The 17,153-nt window shown below is 54.4% G+C and carries 15 protein-coding genes; 8 read left to right on the top strand and 7 right to left on the bottom strand.

All coding sequences use genetic code 11. The features are described from left to right. Nucleotides 1-28: 28 nt before the first annotated feature. The 6 genes from ACLJQJ_RS14100 to ACLJQJ_RS14125 all read left to right on the top strand — a co-directional run bounded on the left by ACLJQJ_RS14100 (nt 29) and on the right by ACLJQJ_RS14125 (nt 5,525). Nucleotides 29-1,162 (top strand): amidohydrolase/deacetylase family metallohydrolase, encoded by a 1,134-nt coding sequence (locus ACLJQJ_RS14100; protein WP_063808993.1) that lies wholly within the window; start codon nt 29-31, stop codon nt 1,160-1,162. Next, entirely contained in the window at nt 1,146-2,264 is a 1,119-nt protein-coding gene (locus ACLJQJ_RS14105; RefSeq protein WP_063808992.1) for a DgaE family pyridoxal phosphate-dependent ammonia lyase, read from the top strand. Before ACLJQJ_RS14100 ends, ACLJQJ_RS14105 begins: the two co-directional genes overlap by 17 nt. After that, the gene (gene dagF / locus ACLJQJ_RS14110; RefSeq protein ID WP_023252965.1) at nt 2,261-3,001 is read left to right on the top strand and encodes a 2-dehydro-3-deoxy-phosphogluconate aldolase; all 741 of its coding nucleotides are present in this window, start codon (nt 2,261-2,263) and stop codon (nt 2,999-3,001) included. The genes ACLJQJ_RS14105 and dagF overlap by 4 nt, the downstream gene beginning before the upstream one ends. Nucleotides 3,002-3,017: 16 nt before the next feature. Then, the gene (locus ACLJQJ_RS14115) at nt 3,018-4,931 is read left to right on the top strand and encodes a BglG family transcription antiterminator (RefSeq protein ID WP_001212131.1); all 1,914 of its coding nucleotides are present in this window, start codon (nt 3,018-3,020) and stop codon (nt 4,929-4,931) included. Nucleotides 4,932-5,008: 77 nt separating this feature from the next. After that, nucleotides 5,009-5,251 carry a type II toxin-antitoxin system RelB/DinJ family antitoxin gene (locus tag ACLJQJ_RS14120; protein WP_000212724.1) on the top strand — a complete coding sequence of 81 codons (243 nt, stop codon included), beginning with the start codon at nt 5,009-5,011 and terminating at the stop codon, nt 5,249-5,251. Next, nucleotides 5,241-5,525 carry a type II toxin-antitoxin system RelE family toxin gene (locus ACLJQJ_RS14125; protein WP_063808991.1) on the top strand — a complete coding sequence of 95 codons (285 nt, stop codon included), beginning with the start codon at nt 5,241-5,243 and terminating at the stop codon, nt 5,523-5,525. Before ACLJQJ_RS14120 ends, ACLJQJ_RS14125 begins: the two co-directional genes overlap by 11 nt. Before the next feature lie 3 nt (nt 5,526-5,528). Here the strand turns inward: ACLJQJ_RS14125 and nrdG are convergent, their stop codons facing one another. From nrdG to treR, 5 genes are all read right to left on the bottom strand, one after another. Next, nucleotides 5,529-5,993, bottom strand: coding sequence for an anaerobic ribonucleoside-triphosphate reductase-activating protein (gene nrdG, locus ACLJQJ_RS14130; RefSeq protein WP_023993573.1), 465 nt, complete (start codon nt 5,991-5,993; stop codon nt 5,529-5,531). A gap of 216 nt (nt 5,994-6,209) precedes the next feature. Next, the gene (gene nrdD / locus ACLJQJ_RS14135; RefSeq protein WP_000187821.1) at nt 6,210-8,348 is read right to left on the bottom strand and encodes an anaerobic ribonucleoside-triphosphate reductase; all 2,139 of its coding nucleotides are present in this window, start codon (nt 8,346-8,348) and stop codon (nt 6,210-6,212) included. A 408-nt stretch (nt 8,349-8,756) separates the two neighbouring features. Continuing rightward, nucleotides 8,757-10,409 (bottom strand): alpha,alpha-phosphotrehalase, encoded by a 1,653-nt coding sequence (treC, locus tag ACLJQJ_RS14140; protein WP_063808990.1) that lies wholly within the window; start codon nt 10,407-10,409, stop codon nt 8,757-8,759. Nucleotides 10,410-10,458: 49 nt separating this feature from the next. Continuing rightward, the gene (treB, locus tag ACLJQJ_RS14145) at nt 10,459-11,877 is read right to left on the bottom strand and encodes a PTS trehalose transporter subunit IIBC (RefSeq protein WP_000048846.1); all 1,419 of its coding nucleotides are present in this window, start codon (nt 11,875-11,877) and stop codon (nt 10,459-10,461) included. A gap of 137 nt (nt 11,878-12,014) precedes the next feature. After that, a complete protein-coding gene (gene treR, locus ACLJQJ_RS14150) occupies nt 12,015-12,962 on the bottom strand; it encodes a trehalose operon repressor TreR (RefSeq protein ID WP_001181297.1) in 948 nt (315 codons plus the stop codon). Between the two features lie 189 nt (nt 12,963-13,151). Here treR and mgtL point away from each other — a divergent pair, with 189 nt between their 5' ends. Together mgtL and mgtA are read left to right on the top strand one after the other, a co-directional pair. Then, nucleotides 13,152-13,205: a mgtA regulatory leader peptide MgtL gene (gene mgtL / locus ACLJQJ_RS14155; protein WP_099374030.1), complete on the top strand. Its 54-nt coding sequence runs from the start codon at nt 13,152-13,154 to the stop codon at nt 13,203-13,205. 140 nt (nt 13,206-13,345) lie between these two features. After that, nucleotides 13,346-16,054, top strand: coding sequence for a magnesium-translocating P-type ATPase (gene mgtA, locus ACLJQJ_RS14160; RefSeq protein WP_000920862.1), 2,709 nt, complete (start codon nt 13,346-13,348; stop codon nt 16,052-16,054). 115 nt (nt 16,055-16,169) lie between these two features. Here the strand turns inward: mgtA and ACLJQJ_RS14165 are convergent, their stop codons facing one another. Together ACLJQJ_RS14165 and ridA are read right to left on the bottom strand one after the other, a co-directional pair. Next, complete coding sequence (locus tag ACLJQJ_RS14165; protein WP_063808989.1) at nt 16,170-16,616, bottom strand: transposase; 447 nt, start codon at nt 16,614-16,616, stop codon at nt 16,170-16,172. Between the two features lie 74 nt (nt 16,617-16,690). Beyond that, entirely contained in the window at nt 16,691-17,077 is a 387-nt protein-coding gene (gene ridA, locus ACLJQJ_RS14170) for a 2-iminobutanoate/2-iminopropanoate deaminase (protein ID WP_000047544.1), read from the bottom strand. Nucleotides 17,078-17,153 lie beyond the last annotated feature (76 nt).

A 17,153-nucleotide genomic window follows, 5' to 3' on the forward strand; every position in this document is an offset into this window, starting at 1 on the left:
GCGCCGCCATCCGGCAAAGGAGAGAACGATGTTTGATTTACTCCTGCGCCATGCGCGTCTGGTCGATGACACGCTGACTAATATTGCCCTGCAAGATGGCAAAATCGCGGCGTTGGGTGACGTTGATGGTCCGGCGTTGAAAACCATTGACCTGCGCGGCGAGTGTTACGTTAGTGCGGGTTGGATTGATTCTCACGTTCACTGCTACCCGACATCACCGATTTATCACGACGAACCGGACAGCGTGGGTATTGCCACTGGCGTTACCACAGTGGTGGATGCAGGCAGCACTGGCGCAGATGATATTGATGATTTTTACACCCTGACCCGTGATGCGGCCACCGACGTTTATGCGCTATTAAATATTTCACGCGTTGGGCTTATTGCCCAAAACGAGCTGGCTAACATGGCCAATATTGACGCCGATGCGGTCCGGCAGGCGGTAAAACGCCATCCGGATTTTATCGTCGGCCTCAAGGCGCGGATGAGCAGCAGCGTGGTAGGCGTTAACGGCATCACGCCGCTGGAACGCGCTAAAGCCATGCAGCAAGAAAACGGCAACCTGCCGCTGATGGTACATATTGGCAATAACCCGCCGGATCTGGACGAAATAGCGGAGCGTCTGACGGCGGGCGATATCATTACCCACTGTTACAACGGTAAGCCGAACCGTATTCTGACGCCGGAAGGCGAGCTGCGCGCCTCGGTGACACGAGCGCTGGCGCGCGGCGTGCGTCTGGACGTCGGACATGGTACCGCCAGCCTGAGCTTTGCAGTGGCGAAACGCGCTATTAGCCTGGGGATTTTACCGCATACCATCAGTTCCGATATCTACTGCCGTAACCGCATCAATGGCCCGGTGCATTCGCTGGCTAATGTGATGTCGAAATTCCTCGCCATCGGCATGTCGCTGCCGCAGGTCATTGCGTGCGTGACGGCCAATGCCGCCGATAGCCTGAATCTGAAAACCAAAGGTCGTCTTCAGCCTGGTCTGGATGCCGACCTGACCCTCTTTACGCTTAAACGCCAGCCCACCGTGTTGGTAGACGCGGAAAACGACAGCTTACAGGCTGAAGAATTGCTGACGCCGCTTGCCGCGATACGCGCAGGCAAGGGCTATATGACCGAACAAGGGAGCGCGGAACATGCCTTCGATTTTTGAGAAGTATCAATTAAAACAGGTGATTAACGTCTCCGGACGTATGACGGCGCTCGGCGTCTCTACGCCGCGCCCGGAAGTGATAGACGCGGCGATGGCCGGAATGAATCAGTATTTCGAGATGAAAGATCTGGTGAATAAAACCGGTGAGTACATTGCGAAATTGCTGGAGGTGGAAGGGGCGACGGTAGTCTCCTGCGCCAGTGCGGGCCTTGCCCAGTCGGTTGCCGCGGTACTGGTTCAGGACAGCGACTGGCTGCTGGAAAACCTGCACGTTACACCGATTGAAAATAACGAAATCGTCCTGCCAAAGGGCCACAACGTCAACTTTGGCGCGCCGGTGGGAACGATGGTGGCGCTGGGCGGCGGCAAACTGGTGGAAGCCGGTTACGCCAACGAATGTTCCGCCGCGCAGTTGGCGGCGGCCATTACGCCGCGCACGGCGGCTATTCTCTATATCAAATCTCACCACTGCGTACAGAAAAGTATGCTCAGCGTGGAGCAGGCTGCGGTGGTGGCGCGCACGCATAATCTCCCGCTGATTGTGGACGCGGCGGCGGAGGAAGATTTGCAGTGCTACTACCGCGTGGGCGCAGATCTCGTTATCTATAGCGGCGCGAAAGCGATTGAAGGGCCGACCAGCGGGCTGGTGATTGGCAAAACGCAGTATGTTGAGTGGGTAAAACGTCAGTCAGCGGGCATTGGCCGGGCGATGAAGGTCGGCAAAGAGGGAATTGTTGGCCTGACCTGCGCCATTGAATTGTACCTGCGGGCGCAAAAAGAGAGCGGCGCGGAGATGGTAGAAAAAATGGCGCCCTTTATCGACACGTTGAACACGTTTAACGGCGTCAGCGCCCGCGTGGTGTGGGACAGCGCCGGACGCGACATCGCGCGCACGGAAATTAAGTTTGATGAAGCCGTTACCGGCATCGCCACGGGCGACCTGGTCGACGCGCTGAAGCAAGGGGAATACGCGATTTACTTTCGCGGATACAAAGCCAACGAAGGGATTATTGAAGCGGATGTCCGCAGCGTCGATCGCGCGCAGTTAGCGATTGTGGCGCGTCGTATTGGCGAGGTGATTAATCAGGAGAAACAAGCATGAAACTGACCCCTAACTTTTACCGCGATCGCGTTTGCCTGAACGTACTGGCCGGTTCGAAAGATAACGCCCGGGAAATCTACGCGGCGGCGGAAGGTCATGTGCTGGTTGGCGTGCTCTCCAAAAACTATCCGGATGTGGCAAGCGCAGTCGCGGATATGCGTGAATATGCGGCGCTTATCGACAATGCGCTCTCCGTCGGACTGGGGGCAGGCGATCCTAACCAGTCGGCGATGGTGAGCGAAATCTCGCGTCAGGTACAGCCGCAGCATGTCAACCAGGTGTTTACCGGCGTAGGGGCCAGCCGGGCGCTGCTGGGGCAAAACGAGACGGTGGTGAACGGTCTTGTCTCGCCGACCGGCACGCCGGGGCTGGTGAAAATTTCCACCGGCCCGCTAAGCAGCCGCACGCCGGACGGCATCGTACCCATAGAAACGGCGATTGCGCTACTCAAAGACATGGGCGGCAGCTCCGTTAAATACTTTCCGATGGGAGGACTCACCTGTCGCGACGAGTATAAAGCGGTGGCTGACGCCTGCGCCCGCCATGATTTCTGGCTGGAACCGACGGGCGGTATCGATCTGGAAAACTTCGCCGAGATTCTGCACATCGCCCTTGATGCAGGTGTAAGCAAAATCATTCCTCACATTTATAGTTCGATTATTGATAAGGTGAGCGGCAACACCCGTGCGGACGATGTGCGTCAGTTACTCGCTATCGTCCGGTCGCGTGTCGGCTAATCATGAGGAGAGAGACGTGCGATTCCCCAACCAACGTTTAGCGCAGCTATTTGCGATGCTGCAAAACGAGACGCTGCCGCAGGACGAGCTGGCGCAGCGGTTGTCGGTCTCCACGCGTACTGTTCGGGCGGATATCGCCGCGCTGAACATGTTGCTGACGCCGCATGGCGCGCAATTTACTCTCAGCCGCGGCAACGGGTATCAGCTCAAAATTGATGATCCGGCACGTTATCAATCTCTGCAAACGCAGCAATCTCCCGCCCTGGCGCGCGGTCCGCGCACCAGCCAGGAGCGGATACACTATTTGCTGGCGCGTTTTTTAACCTCCGCCTTCTCGCTGAAGCTGGAGGATTTGGCAGATGAATGGTTTGTCAGCCGTGCGACGTTGCAGAACGATATGGCGGACGTGCGCGAGCATTTGCTGCGTTATCATCTGACGCTGGAAACGCGTCCGCGTCATGGCATGAAATTGTTTGGCGGAGAGATGGCGATTCGCGCCTGTCTGACCGACCTTTTATGGACGCTGGCGCAGCAGGAGCCCTCCCATCCGTTAATCGTTAGTACCACGCTGAACACCGAGGTGTCTCAACGGCTGCAGTCTCTTTTGCCGGATATTTTCTCTCATTGTCAAATCCGCCTGACCGATGAGGGCGAGCTGTTTCTGCGTTTGTACTGCGCGGTGGCGGTACGGCGTATTCGCGAGGGGTATCCGTTATCGGAATGCGTGGCAGAGGAGGTCGATGAAAAAGTGCGCCATGCGGCGCATGAGATTGCGGAGCTACTACAACAGCTTGCCGACAAGCCGCTGTCGGAGCCGGAAGTAAGCTGGCTGAAGGTGCATATTGCCGCCCGCCAGGTACAGGAGATTGCCCCCAGCGCCATTAATGCCGATGATGAAGAGGCGCTGGTGCGCTATATCCTCAATTTTATTAATACCCAGTACAACTATAACCTGTTGAATGATAAACAGCTTCACGCGGACTTGCTGACCCACATCAAAACGATGATCACCCGCGTGCGCTACCAGATCATGATCCCCAACCCACTACTGGAAAATATTAAGCAGCACTATCCGATGGCGTGGGATATGACGTTGGCGGCGATATCGAGTTGGGGGAAATACACGCCGTATACCATTAGCGAAAACGAAATCGGTTTTCTGGTGCTGCATATTGGCGTTGGGCTGGAACGTAGTTACAACATTGGCTACCAGCGGCAGCCACAGGTACTGCTGGTGTGCGATGCTGGTAATGCGATGGTGCGGATGATTGAAGCGGTACTGGCGCGGAAATACCCGCAGATTGAGATTGCCCGCACTCTGACGCTACGCGACTATGAGGCGCGGGACAGCATTGTGGAGGATTTTGTGATTTCCACAGCGCGGATCGGCGAAAAAGATAAACCGGTCATTATGATCGCCCCCTTTCCTACCGACTATCAATTGGAGCAGATCGGTAAGCTGGTGCTGGTGGACAGAACCCGTCCGTGGATGCTGGATAAATATTTCGATGCCTCGCATTTTCGCATTGTGGAAGGGGAAATAGATCAACAGACGCTGTTTAAAACGCTGTGCGATCAGTTGCATGAGGAAGGCTTTGTTGATGCGGCGTTTCTCGATTCGGTTATTGAACGTGAAGCTATCGTCAGTACGTTATTAGGCGACGGGATTGCCTTGCCACACGCGCTGGGGCTGCTGGCGAAGAAAACGGTGGTTTATACGGTGCTCGCACCGCAGGGGATTGCCTGGGGTGACGAAACGGCGCACGTTATTTTTTTACTCGCCATCAGCAAAAGTGAATATGAAGAGGCGATGGCCATCTACGATATTTTCGTCACTTTCCTGCGCGAACGCGCCATGACGCGCCTCTGCGCGTGTCAGAATTTTACGCAATTTAAAACGGTCGCGATGGAGTGCGTGAGTCGTTTTTGAGAGGCGTTATCCAGAATTCGATGTAATGCGAATGTAATGCTAAACTGCATTACACATTCGATTTTACTGGAGGCATAATGGCCACGCTGAACGTCCGTCTGGATGACAAACTCAAAAATGAGGCTTATGCCGTGCTGGAAAAACTGAACATTACTCCAACGGAAGCCGTGCGATTACTGTTCCAGTACGTCGCGGAAACGGGGCGCATGCCAGTGAAAACCGTCACTCTTAGCGACAGTGAAGATGCACTGATTCAGACAGTTCGGGAGAGGCTGTCTAGTCCGCAAAAGGGAATCAAGGTTAGTCTGGATGACTTATGAACTGGAATTCGACCCGAGGGCCTTAAAAGAGTGGCATAAGCTGGGCGATACGGTGAAGGCTCAGCTTAAGAAAAAGTTGGCTGATGTGCTATTGAACCCCAGAATCGACTCTGCCCGTTTAAACGGTCTTCCTGACTGCTATAAAATTAAGCTTAAATCGGCCGGTTATCGTCTGGTGTACCAGGTTCGGGATGACGTTGTGATTGTGTTTGTTGTTGCGGTCGGCAAGCGAGAACATTCAGCCGTCTATCACGATGCAAACAAACGGCTTTAGCGATCAACGCAAATGATGCACTACCTGGTTGCTGCTACCGCGCCAGATAAGCGCCGGGTCTTTCAGATCCTGCACAAATTTGCCATCGACCAGCACGTTGATGAGATCGACTACCTGCATCTGTGCGGCGTTGAGTTCATCGAGCTTGTAGCCGGTCCACACCCAGATATCTTTCCCAGGACACTCTGTGTGGATACGTTGTACCAGTGCCAGGATATCCGGTACGTTTTGCGGATGCAGCGGATCGCCGCCCGACAGCGAGATCCCCTGACGGTGAATGCGCGTGTCGTTCAGATCGGCAATGATCTTATCTTCCATCTCTTTGGTAAACGGCTGGCCGGAATTGAGCCGCCAGGTGCTTTTGTTATAGCAGCCAGGGCATTCGTGCACGCACCCTGACACAAACAGGGTGCAGCGGGTGCCGGGGCCGTTAACGATGTCGACGGGGTAGTATTGATGAAAGTTCATGTTTCCTCGTTGCATTTGGCGCTGTAGCGGCGTTGGCCGCTCTCACTTACCCAGGTCACTTACTTATGTAAGCTCCCTGGGATTCGTTCGTTTGCCGCCTTGCTACAACACCAACTGCTTAGAGGAAACTCATGAAATTGGAACTATAGCCAGCGGTTGTAGGCCGGATAAGGTGTTTACACCGCCATCCGGCATTTACGCATTGCAAACGGAGGATTAACCTATCTGCCCGTTGCCTAAATGCTTCACGCGGCGCTTCACTTCTTCCTGCTTGCCGGCGTTAAACGGACGCGCGTCCGGGCTGCCTAAATAACCGCACACGCGACGGGTAACCGAGACGCGTGCGGCGTCGTGGTTGCCGCATTTCGGGCAGGTGAAACCTTTACTGGTACATTCGAACTCGCCGGTAAAGCCGCACTCGTAGCATTCATCGATCGGCGTGTTGGTGCCGTAATACGGTACATGCTGATAGCTGTAATCCCAGACATCTTCCAGCGCTTTCAGGTTGTGCTGAATGTTCGGGTATTCGCCGTAGCAAATGAAACCCCCGTTCGCCAGCGGCGGATACGGTGCTTCGAAATCGATTTTGTCGTACGGGTTGACCTTCTTCTCCACGTCGAGGTGGAAGCTGTTGGTGTAGTAACCTTTATCGGTTACGCCCGGCACCACGCCGAACTCGGCGGTATCCAGACGGCAGAAGCGGTCACAGAGGTTTTCGCTTGGCGTGCTGTACAGGCTAAAGCCGTAGCCGGTCTCTTCTTTCCACTGATCCACGGCCTGGCGCAGACGCTCCACAATCGCGATGCCTTTAGCGCGAAGCTGCTCGCTGTCGTACAGGTGCTCGCCGCCGAACAGCGCGTTAATGGTTTCATGGATACCAATGTAGCCCAGAGAGATGGACGCACGACCATTTTTAAAGATTTCAGACACGTCGTCGTCCGCTTTCAGCCGCACGCCGCAGGCGCCTTCCATATACAGGATAGGCGCGACGCGGGCTTTCACGCCTTCAAGGCGGGCGATACGGGTCATCAGCGCCTTCCGCGCCAGCGCCAGACGTTCATCCAGCAGTTTCCAGAATGCGGTTTCGTCGCCTTTTGCTTCCAGCGCGATGCGCGGCAGGTTAAGGCTAATCACGCCCAGGTTGTTACGCCCGTCGTGGATCTGCTCGCCGTTTTCGTTCTCCCACACGCCGAGGAAGCTGCGGCAGCCCATTGGCGTTTTGAACGAACCGGTGACTTTGACCACCTGATCGTAGTTGAGGATGTCCGGATACATGCGCTTGCTCGCGCACTCCAGCGCCAGTTGTTTAATGTCGTAGTTCGGATCGCCAAACTTGTGGTTCAAACCATCGCGGATAGCGAAGACCAGTTTCGGGAACACGGCGGTTTTGCGATTTTTACCCAGACCGGCGATACGGTTACGCAAAATAGACGCCTGGATCAGACGCGACTCCCAACTGGTGCCGAGGCCAAAACCAAAGGTCACGAAAGGCGTCTGGCCGTTAGCGGTGTGCAGCGTGTTAACTTCGTATTCCAGCGACTGGAAGGCGTCGTAGCACTCTTTTTCGGTGCGAGAACGCGCATACCCTTCGGCATCCGGGATCTGCCACTCATCGGCGGTTTTGCGGTGCTTGTTATAGCTTTCGGTGACAAACGGCGCCAGCACTTCGTCGATACGGTTAATGGTGGTGCCGCCATAAATATGGCTGGCGACCTGCGCGATAATCTGCGCGGTAACGGCAGTGGCGGTAGAGATAGATTTTGGCGGTTCGATCTCGGCGTTACCCATCTTAAAGCCCTGGGTCAACATGCCTTTCAGGTCGATCAGCATACAGTTGAACATCGGGAAGAACGGCGAATAGTCGAGATCGTGATAGTGGATATCGCCGCGCTCATGCGCTTGTACTACGTCACGCGGCAACAGGTGCTGGCGGGCATAGTGTTTGGCGACAATCCCGGCCAGCAAATCGCGCTGGGTGGGAATGACTTTACTGTCTTTGTTGGCGTTTTCATTGAGCAACGCGGAGTTAGTTTGCTCTACCAGGCCGCGAATTTCCTGGTTCAGACGACCACGCTTTTCACGCTGAATGTCGCGATCGTGACGGTATTCGATGTAGGCGCGGGCAAGCTGTTTGTACGGGCCGGACATCAGTTGGTTTTCAACCGCAGTTTGGATCTCGTTAATATCCACCTGACTGCGTGCGTTCATTTGGCTGCTAACGACTTCTGCGACGGTGGCACAGTAATCTGCGTCATCGACTCCCGCTGCTTTAGCTGCACGTAGAATGGCTTCCTTAATGCGCTCTGATTTGAATGGCACTTTACAGCCATCTCGTTTCATCACATGCGGTGTCATGATCACTCCATATTTGTAAGAACAGGTTATCCACAGAGGCCGGGGAAGCCATAACAGGTTTATTCATCTCTTTTCCAACGACTTCCCGCAATCCTGACCCAGGTTATCCACAATTCACCTTGTGTCGAGTGAACAGGTGTTGTAGCAATTGTAGTCAATTAATACAACATATTGGGTCGGCGTGCATTTTAAAGTCTATATGTAGTGATTTGCATCAAGGATGTTTGCAATTTTATTGATGTAGAACAAGGTAAAAATCAGAGCGTACAGATGGCGGGCGCTGTAGCGTTTGTAAAAGATAGCAAGAAAAATCTGATTAATTATTCAACAAAAACAGTCAGTAACCTGGAGCAACGCCACAGCCCGTGTCAATAGGTTTGTGGCGTTTATCCGTATAAGGACGTCGCGTTAGCGTTGTAACCACCAGATGGCTTCAAATGGGCGGAGCGTCATCGCGGCTGGCTGGCTGGCGACCTCGCCATAATTATGCAGTAGCGCCTGCCACTGTCCTTTGATATGCGGCGGATGCCACTCCTGGCACTGGTCGCTCAGATTGGCGACAACCAGCAGGGCTTGCCCCTGCCACTGGCGGCGATAACACCATACTGATGGGCTATCCGGGAGGAGATCCTGATAATCGCCCCAGATCAGTACAGGCTGGGTTTTACGTAGCGCAATCAGCTTTTGATAGGTGTAAAACACCGAGTTTTCATCGCGTAATGCCGCCTCGACGTTAACCTCCGTATAGTTATCGCACAGGCTTATCCACGGCTCGCCCTGGGTGAAACCGGCGTTTTTACCGTTGTCCCACTGCATCGGCGTGCGGCTGTTGTCGCGGGATTTACTGGCCAGAATAGCCAGCAGTTCGTCGGGGTCGCGCCCGACGGCGCGTAGCGCGGCAAACATATTATGACTTTCCACGTCGCGATAATCGGTGATGCGGGTAAAGTGTGGGTTGGTCATGCCGATTTCTTCGCCCTGATAGATATAAGGCGTCCCTTGCATACCGTGCAGCGCCATCGCCAACATTTTCGCGGCTGGAATACGGTATTCACCCTCGTCGCCAAAGCGGGAAACGATGCGCGGCTGATCGTGATTACACCAGAATAACGCGTTCCAGGCGACGTTATGCATCCCCTGTTGCCAGTGGCGGAACAACGCTTTCAGCGCCACATAATCAGGTTTTGCCAGCGTCCACTTTTCGCCATTGGGGTAATCCACCTTCAGATGATGAAAATTGAAGGTCATTGAGAGTTCGTCGCCGCTAAGCGCGGCATATTGCTGGCAGTTTTCCAGCGTGGTAGAGGACATTTCGCCTACCGTCATCAGATTACGCGGCGTAAAAACGTCACGGTTCATTTCGCGTAAAAACGTATGCGCGCGCGGTCCGTCGGTATAAAAGCGGCGTCCGTCGCCCGTCGGATCGTCAGGAAAATCCTGATCTTTGGCGATCAGATTCACCACGTCCAGACGCAGGCCATCCACGCCGCGATCGGCCCAGAATTCGCAGACCTTTTTCAGCTCGGCGCGCACGGCGGGGTTTTCCCAGTTCAGGTCGGCCTGTTCAGGCGCGAAAAGGTGTAAATAGTATTGTTCGCTTTGGCTATGCCAGCGCCAGGCGCTGCCGCCAAATTTGGATTGCCAGTTATTCGGGCAGACATCCGGCGTGCCATCGCGCCAGATATAAAACTGACGGTATGGACTCTCTTTGTTCAGCGCTTCGCGAAACCAGGCGTGCTGGGTAGAAGTATGGTTAAACACCATATCCAGGATGATGCGAATACCGCGTATTTTCGCCTGCGCGACCAGCTCGTCAAAATCATCCAGCGTGCCGTAGGTCGGGTCGATAGCCGTATAATTTGCGACGTCATAACCGTTATCCACCTGCGGCGAGATATAAAACGGCGTGAGCCAGATGGCATCTACGCCGAGTCGCTGTAGATAGTCAAGGCGCTGCGTGACGCCGCGTAAATCGCCGGTGCCGCTGCCGGTCGTGTCCTGAAAACTTTTCGGGTAGATCTGATAAATAACGCCGTTTTGCCACCAGAGGGGAATAGTCATTGTTGTTTCCTGCAAGTGCGTTGGGACGCAACTGCGCCCCGAAGAAGAATTAGACAATTTGTAATGTGCCCTGACGATGCTTACGCTGATAGATAAAGGTGGTCAGAATCACCGGGATAACGATCGCGATAACCATCGCCATGCCGTACACCTGCCAGTAGCGCGGCGGTATAGACAGGATGCCCGGCAGGCCGCCCACGCCGATACCGTTGGCGATGACGCCGTTCAGACCGCAGAGCAGTCCCGCCAGACCAGAGCCGATCATCGCGCATAGCATCGGAAAACGATACTTCAGGTTGATACCGTACATCGCCGGTTCGGTTACCCCAAGGTAAGCGGAAATGGCGGCAGGAACGGAGATCTCGCGTTCATTGTGTTTACGGCTGGAGATGATGATGCCCACCACGGCGGAGGCCTGCGCGATATTCGACAGCGCAATCAGCGGCCAGACTGGCGTACCGCCCATGCTCTGGATCATCTGCATATCGATAGCGAGCGTTGTCTGGTGGACGCCGGTAATGACCAACGGGGCATACAGGAAGCCGAACAGCGCCGCGCCTATCGGGGCGAAACTGCCGGTCATCAGATAACGTACCGCAAAGGCCACGCCGTCGCCGATCATACGACCAAAGGGGCCGATAAAGGTGTGGGCGAGAAAGACGGCCAGTATCAACGAACACACCGGGACGACGACCAGGTAGAGATAATCCGGCACGATGCGTTTCAACCGCGTTTCAATAAACCCAAGCGCCAGCCCTGCCAGTAGCGCCGGGATAACCTGCGCCTGGTAGCCCACTTTCTCAATGCTAAATAAGCCGAAGTTCCAGACGTCTGGCGTTTGCTGGCCCAGCAGATACGCATTCATCAACTGCGGCGACACCAGCGTCACGCCGAGCACGATACCAAGAATCGGCGTGCCGCCCATTTTTTTCACCGCCGACCAGCAGATCCCCACCGGCAGATAGAAAAAGATCGCTTCGCCGATCAACCATAAAAAATCATAAAGCGTTTTTAGCGCTGGATGCATCTGCGCCAGCGTTTGGCCGTTGCTCATCGGCACATCGCCGATCACGTTACGAAAGCCTAAGATCAAACCGCCGCTGATCAACGCCGGTAGTAGCGGAAAGAAGATCTCCGCAAAGTGGGAAATTAACTGCTCATGCCACTTCATGTTCTGGCGAGCGGCTTTTTTGGCCTGCTCTTTATCGGCATACGCTTTGCCGGTGGTCTCCAGCAGCGCGTTATAGTAATCGCCGACTTCGGTGCCGATCACCACCTGAAACTGCCCGGCGTTGGTGAAACAGCCTTTAACCATCGGTAATTGTTCGATCTCTTTTGGCCTGGCGTTCGCGGGCTGGTGGAGCACAAAGCGCAGGCGAGTAATGCAGTGGCTCACCGTGGCGATGTTGTCGCGCCCGCCGACCAGGTCAACCAGCCGGTCGATATCGGCTTGTTTTACTTTGCTCATCGTAAAGCCTCATGGCAGAGGAGGTATGTTATGGGTTGGCGCAAGAGTATCTCTTCAACGTTGATTTAAAAATGGGAACGTTCCCGAAACGCAGCGACGATCACAAATTACTCGTGGTATTCCGTTTAATCAGTCACTCAGGCGAGGGTAGAAGGAATGACGATCCGGCGCGGATCGCAGCGGCCATTGATCTGTTCGATCAGCTGCGAAGCCGCCTGCCGTCCGGCTTCAGCATAGCCAGGATCGACAGTGACGATCTCCGGGTGCAGGAATTTTATCAGCGGCGTGTTCCCGACGCTTGCCAGTTGCAGCGTCTCAATACGTTGCTCCTGTAAATACTTGCTGGCGCCCAACGCCAGCGTATCGGTGGCGCAGACTAACGCGGTGGTATCCGGCATGATAACGCTTGCCGTATGCTCATAACCCTGCTTCATGGCAAGGCCGGGCAGGGCGGCGACGGGATGAAGTTTATGTTTTTTGCAAAACGCCAGGTATGCGTCATGCCGACGTTTGCCGGTAGTAATATCGCTATGGGGAACGCCCAGAAAGCTAATGTTGCGGTGTCCCTGCTCATACAGCCGCTGCATAAGGATATGAATCGCGCCCTCGTCGTCGTAACAGACGGAGGCAAAACCTTGCGCATCTCTTGCCAGCAGCACCAGCGAGGCTTTCCAGGGGGCGATCAACTCTTCTGTGATGCCGGTAAAGCCAAACAGCACCACGCCATCAATGTTACGTCGTCTGAGCATGCCCAGATGTTCCATTACCAGCGTCGGCGAGAACTGACTTTCCATCATAATAGGGTCGTAGCCTTGTTCATAAAACGCAGGCAGCATGGTTTGAACCGCGAGGTTTTCAGACAACGAATCAAGGCGAGTGACGATAATAGCGACCACTTTATCGCTTTGTCCCCGCATCGCGCGGGCGGAGCGGGACGGAGAGAAACCGTGTTGATTCATCACCGCTTCGACACGCTCGCGGGTACGTTCGCTTACGCCGCTTTCATTGTTAAGCACGCGGGAAACGGTTGATTTCCCTACGCCGCTCAGGCGGGCGATGTCTTTGATAGTGAGCCGGTTTTGCATCCTGTTTTCCCGTGGCGTGACGCTGATGGTGATAAAAAGAGTAACTTTACTCAAGCGAAGGGCAATGGGCAAAGTCTGGTTTATCGTTGGTTTAATTACGTAACGGTATGATACCGCCATAATTGCCACAAAACTTATGGATTTATGCGTATAATCCGCGGCGCAAATTATTTACTTACCGGAGGCGACATGGACCCTGAACCCACCCCTCTCCCGCGATGGAGAATTTTCCTTTTCCGGTAAGCCTGCCTCTGCTGTCTTACCGGTGTGTAAGACAGTGACACGATAACGTCCCTGTTTTTATTTAAACATTGCTCATCGGGCAAGGCTTTGCCGCGCCTGAAGAATTTTCTGCGCCTGACTTCGGCGCGGAGGGATTACCTATGCTAAAAACCATTACCCGCCAGCTTTTTGCCCGGCTTAATCGTCATTTGCCTTATCGTCTGGTTCACCGCGATCCGCTGCCCGGCGCGCAGACCGCGGTAAATGCGACTATCCCGCCTTCGCTGAGCGAGCGCTGTCTGAAAGTCGCGGCAATGGAGCAGGAGACGCTCTGGCGCGTTTTTGATACGCACCCGGAGGGATTAAACGCCGCCGAGGTGACGCGCGCGCGTGAAAAGCATGGCGAAAACCGCCTTCCGGCACAGAAACCCTCGCCGTGGTGGGTGCATCTGTGGGTATGTTATCGCAATCCTTTCAACATCTTACTCACGATTCTTGGCGGCATTTCTTATGCCACGGAGGATCTGTTTGCCGCAGGCGTTATCGCCCTGATGGTCGGTATCTCAACACTGCTGAATTTTGTGCAGGAAGCACGCTCGACGAAAGCGGCGGACGCGCTAAAAGCGATGGTGAGCAATACCGCTACCGTACTGCGGGTTATTAATGAAAATGGCGAAAACGCCTGGCTGGAGTTACCCATCGATCAACTGGTGCCCGGCGATATTATTAAGCTGGCGGCGGGGGATATGATCCCGGCGGATTTACGGATTATCCAGGCGCGCGATCTGTTTGTCGCCCAGGCGTCGCTGACCGGCGAATCTCTGCCGGTCGAGAAAGTCGCCGCGACGCGTGAGCCCCGGCAAAATAACCCGCTTGAGTGCGACACGCTGTGCTTTATGGGGACGAACGTCGTGAGCGGAACGGCGCAGGCCGTGGTGATGGCGACCGGAGCCGACACCTGGTTTGGTCAATTGGCGGGGCGCGTGTCGGAACAAGATAACGAGCAGAACGCTTTCCAGAAAGGAATTAGCCGCGTCAGTATGTTGCTGATCCGCTTTATGCTGGTCATGGCGCCGGTAGTACTGATTATTAATGGTTACACGAAAGGTGACTGGTGGGAAGCGGCGCTATTTGCGCTTTCGGTCGCGGTAGGGCTCACCCCGGAAATGTTGCCGATGATCGTCACCTCCACCCTCGCGCGCGGGGCGGTGAAGCTCTCGAAACAGAAAGTTATCGTGAAGCACCTTGATGCGATTCAGAACTTCGGCGCGATGGATATTTTGTGCACCGATAAAACCGGCACTCTGACGCAGGATAAAATTGTGCTGGAGAATCATACGGATATCTCTGGTAAGCCCAGTGAGCATGTACTGCATTGCGCCTGGCTGAACAGCCATTATCAGACCGGTCTAAAAAATTTACTGGATACGGCAGTCCTGGAGGGAGTAGACGAAACCGCCGCGCGTCAGCTCTCCGGACGCTGGCAGAAAATCGATGAGATTCCGTTTGATTTTGAGCGTCGCCGGATGTCGGTGGTGGTGGCCGAAGATTCGAGCGTGCATCAACTGGTCTGCAAAGGCGCGTTACAGGAGATCCTGAACGTGTGTACTCAGGTGCGCCACAACGGCGATATTGTGCCGCTGGACGACAATATGCTGCGCCGGGTGAAACGCGTTACCGACACGCTGAACCGTCAGGGGCTACGCGTGGTCGCCGTCGCGACCAAATACCTGCCTGCGCGTGAGGGCGATTACCAGCGTATCGATGAATCTGACCTGATCCTGGAAGGGTATATCGCTTTTCTCGATCCGCCGAAAGAGACCACCGCGCCGGCGCTGAAAGCGCTGAAGGCGAGCGGAATTACGGTGAAAATTCTCACCGGCGACAGCGAGCTGGTAGCGGCGAAAGTTTGCCATGAGGTTGGGCTGGATGCGGGCGATGTCGTTATTGGCAGTGATATTGAAGGGTTAAGCGACGACGCGCTGGCGGCGCTGGCCGCCCGTACGACGTTGTTTGCGCGTCTGACGCCGATGCATAAAGAGCGCATCGTCACTTTGCTCAAACGCGAGGGGCATGTGGTCGGTTTTATGGGCGACGGGATTAACGATGCTCCGGCGTTGCGGGCGGCGGATATTGGTATCTCGGTAGATGGCGCGGTGGACATCGCCCGTGAGGCGGCCGATATTATCCTGCTGGAAAAGAGCCTGATGGTGCTGGAAGAAGGCGTCATTGAAGGTCGTCGTACTTTTTCTAATATGTTGAAATATATCAAGATGACGGCCAGCTCAAATTTCGGTAACGTGTTTAGCGTACTGGTGGCGAGCGCCTTTTTGCCGTTCCTGCCAATGCTGCCGCTGCACTTGCTGATTCAAAACCTGCTGTACGATGTATCCCAGGTGGCGATTCCGTTTGATAATGTCGATGAAGAACAAATTCAAAAGCCGCAGCGCTGGAATCCGGCGGATTTGGGGCGCTTTATGGTCTTTTTCGGTCCGATCAGCTCGATTTTCGACATTTTGACCTTTTGTCTGATGTGGTGGGTATTCCATGCGAATACGCCAGAAACGCAAACCTTGTTCCAGTCCGGCTGGTTTGTGGTGGGATTACTGTCGCAAACGCTGATTGTGCATATGATCCGTACCCGTCGTCTGCCGTTTATTCAAAGTCGCGCCGCCTGGCCGCTGATGGCGATGACATTGTTGGTGATGGTGGTGGGAGTCTCGTTGCCGTTTTCGCCGCTGGCGTCTTACCTGCAGTTGCAGGCGCTGCCGTTAAGCTATTTCCCGTGGCTGATTGCCATTCTGGCGGGCTATATGACGTTAACCCAGTTAGTGAAAGGGTTTTACAGCCGACGTTATGGCTGGCAGTAAACACTTTCGTCGGGGATTCGCCAGCGTGCTTAATCCCCGATATCGCTAACCAGGTCAGATGCCCGTAAAGCTCGACAAGTTTAACGCGATCGGCTTTATCTTTAAATTTCAGGGCTTATTCAAGCAACTGTAGAATGCTATATGCAGGCATAAAAAAGAGGAATGTCCAGCTAAGTTTGTAAAATGTGTTCTCTGCCCCCAATCCGGAACGAGAGGAGGAGATGTCCCACCGCCGGAGATGTTTTGCGGATATGCGACGAAAGCGGCGAATATAGCTAACGCAATAAACTAAGTAAGGAGGAATCGCTAAGGCGCCAGTGGGTTTAGGAAACATAAGGGTAAGCAATATGGCTGCGACAATGAAGCATAAAAAGACTATCTTCGCGGTAGATTCTATCTGTTTTAATTCCTGGCGTATGCTTTCAGCATGTTTCTCCTGCCAGCGACGGAGCGTGCTGTTGCTAAATCCATATTCTTCGCATAACGCCTTATTCGGTACGCCGTTTTTAGACTGTTGCAGAAAATCGGCGATTTGCTCCTCGGTAAAACGCGATCTTACCATTGCCGCCTCTCCATGGCTGTTGGTGCCCCGAACCGGGCAAACTTGCGCCGCCCGGCGGGGATAACGTCCGGCGCTTAGCGACGAACAGCGATCGCTTCAATCTCAATTTTCACGTCTTTCGGCAGACGGGCAACTTCCACGCAGGAACGCGCCGGGAAGGTGGCGTTGTGCTCGGTGAAGAAAGCTTCGTAGGTGGCGTTGACGGTCGCGAAATCGTTCAGGTCTTTCACGAATACGGTCGTTTTCACAATGTCGCCTACTTTCAGGCCAGCGGCTTCCACGATAGCTTTAACGTTTTCCAGCGACTGACGTGCCTGAGCGGATACGTCTTCCGCTACGGCACCGGTTTTCGGATCGACCGGGATCTGACCGGAAGTGATTACCATGCTACCCAGGTCAACGCCCTGTACGTATGGGCCGATTGCTGCTGGTGCATTTTCCGTCGCAATAGTTTTGCTCATGATTTCTCCTGAATTACAGCGGTAATAGAATGTCCCCGCTCATTATAGGGAGCCGGGATCTCATAACCAACCCAAA

The sequence above is a fragment of the Salmonella sp. SAL04202 genome, from assembly GCF_046550775.1.
GTDB lineage: Bacteria > Pseudomonadota > Gammaproteobacteria > Enterobacterales > Enterobacteriaceae > Salmonella > Salmonella enterica.

Excerpts from the sequence above, each read along its gene's own strand:
- ACLJQJ_RS14100 (WP_063808993.1), top strand. The coding sequence starts at position 29 with ATGTTTGATTTACTCCTGCGCCATGCGCGTCTGGTCGATGACACGCTG.
- ACLJQJ_RS14105 (WP_063808992.1), top strand. The coding sequence starts at position 1,146 with ATGCCTTCGATTTTTGAGAAGTATCAATTAAAACAGGTGATTAACGTC.
- dagF (WP_023252965.1), top strand. The coding sequence starts at position 2,261 with ATGAAACTGACCCCTAACTTTTACCGCGATCGCGTTTGCCTGAACGTA.
- ACLJQJ_RS14120 (WP_000212724.1), top strand. The coding sequence starts at position 5,009 with ATGGCCACGCTGAACGTCCGTCTGGATGACAAACTCAAAAATGAGGCT.
- ACLJQJ_RS14125 (WP_063808991.1), top strand. The coding sequence starts at position 5,241 with ATGACTTATGAACTGGAATTCGACCCGAGGGCCTTAAAAGAGTGGCAT.
- nrdG (WP_023993573.1), bottom strand. The coding sequence starts at position 5,993 with ATGAACTTTCATCAATACTACCCCGTCGACATCGTTAACGGCCCCGGC.
- nrdD (WP_000187821.1), bottom strand. The coding sequence starts at position 8,348 with ATGACACCGCATGTGATGAAACGAGATGGCTGTAAAGTGCCATTCAAA.
- treC (WP_063808990.1), bottom strand. The coding sequence starts at position 10,409 with ATGACTATTCCCCTCTGGTGGCAAAACGGCGTTATTTATCAGATCTAC.
- treB (WP_000048846.1), bottom strand. The coding sequence starts at position 11,877 with ATGAGCAAAGTAAAACAAGCCGATATCGACCGGCTGGTTGACCTGGTC.
- treR (WP_001181297.1), bottom strand. The coding sequence starts at position 12,962 with ATGCAAAACCGGCTCACTATCAAAGACATCGCCCGCCTGAGCGGCGTA.
- mgtA (WP_000920862.1), top strand. The coding sequence starts at position 13,346 with ATGCTAAAAACCATTACCCGCCAGCTTTTTGCCCGGCTTAATCGTCAT.
- ACLJQJ_RS14165 (WP_063808989.1), bottom strand. The coding sequence starts at position 16,616 with ATGGTAAGATCGCGTTTTACCGAGGAGCAAATCGCCGATTTTCTGCAA.
- ridA (WP_000047544.1), bottom strand. The coding sequence starts at position 17,077 with ATGAGCAAAACTATTGCGACGGAAAATGCACCAGCAGCAATCGGCCCA.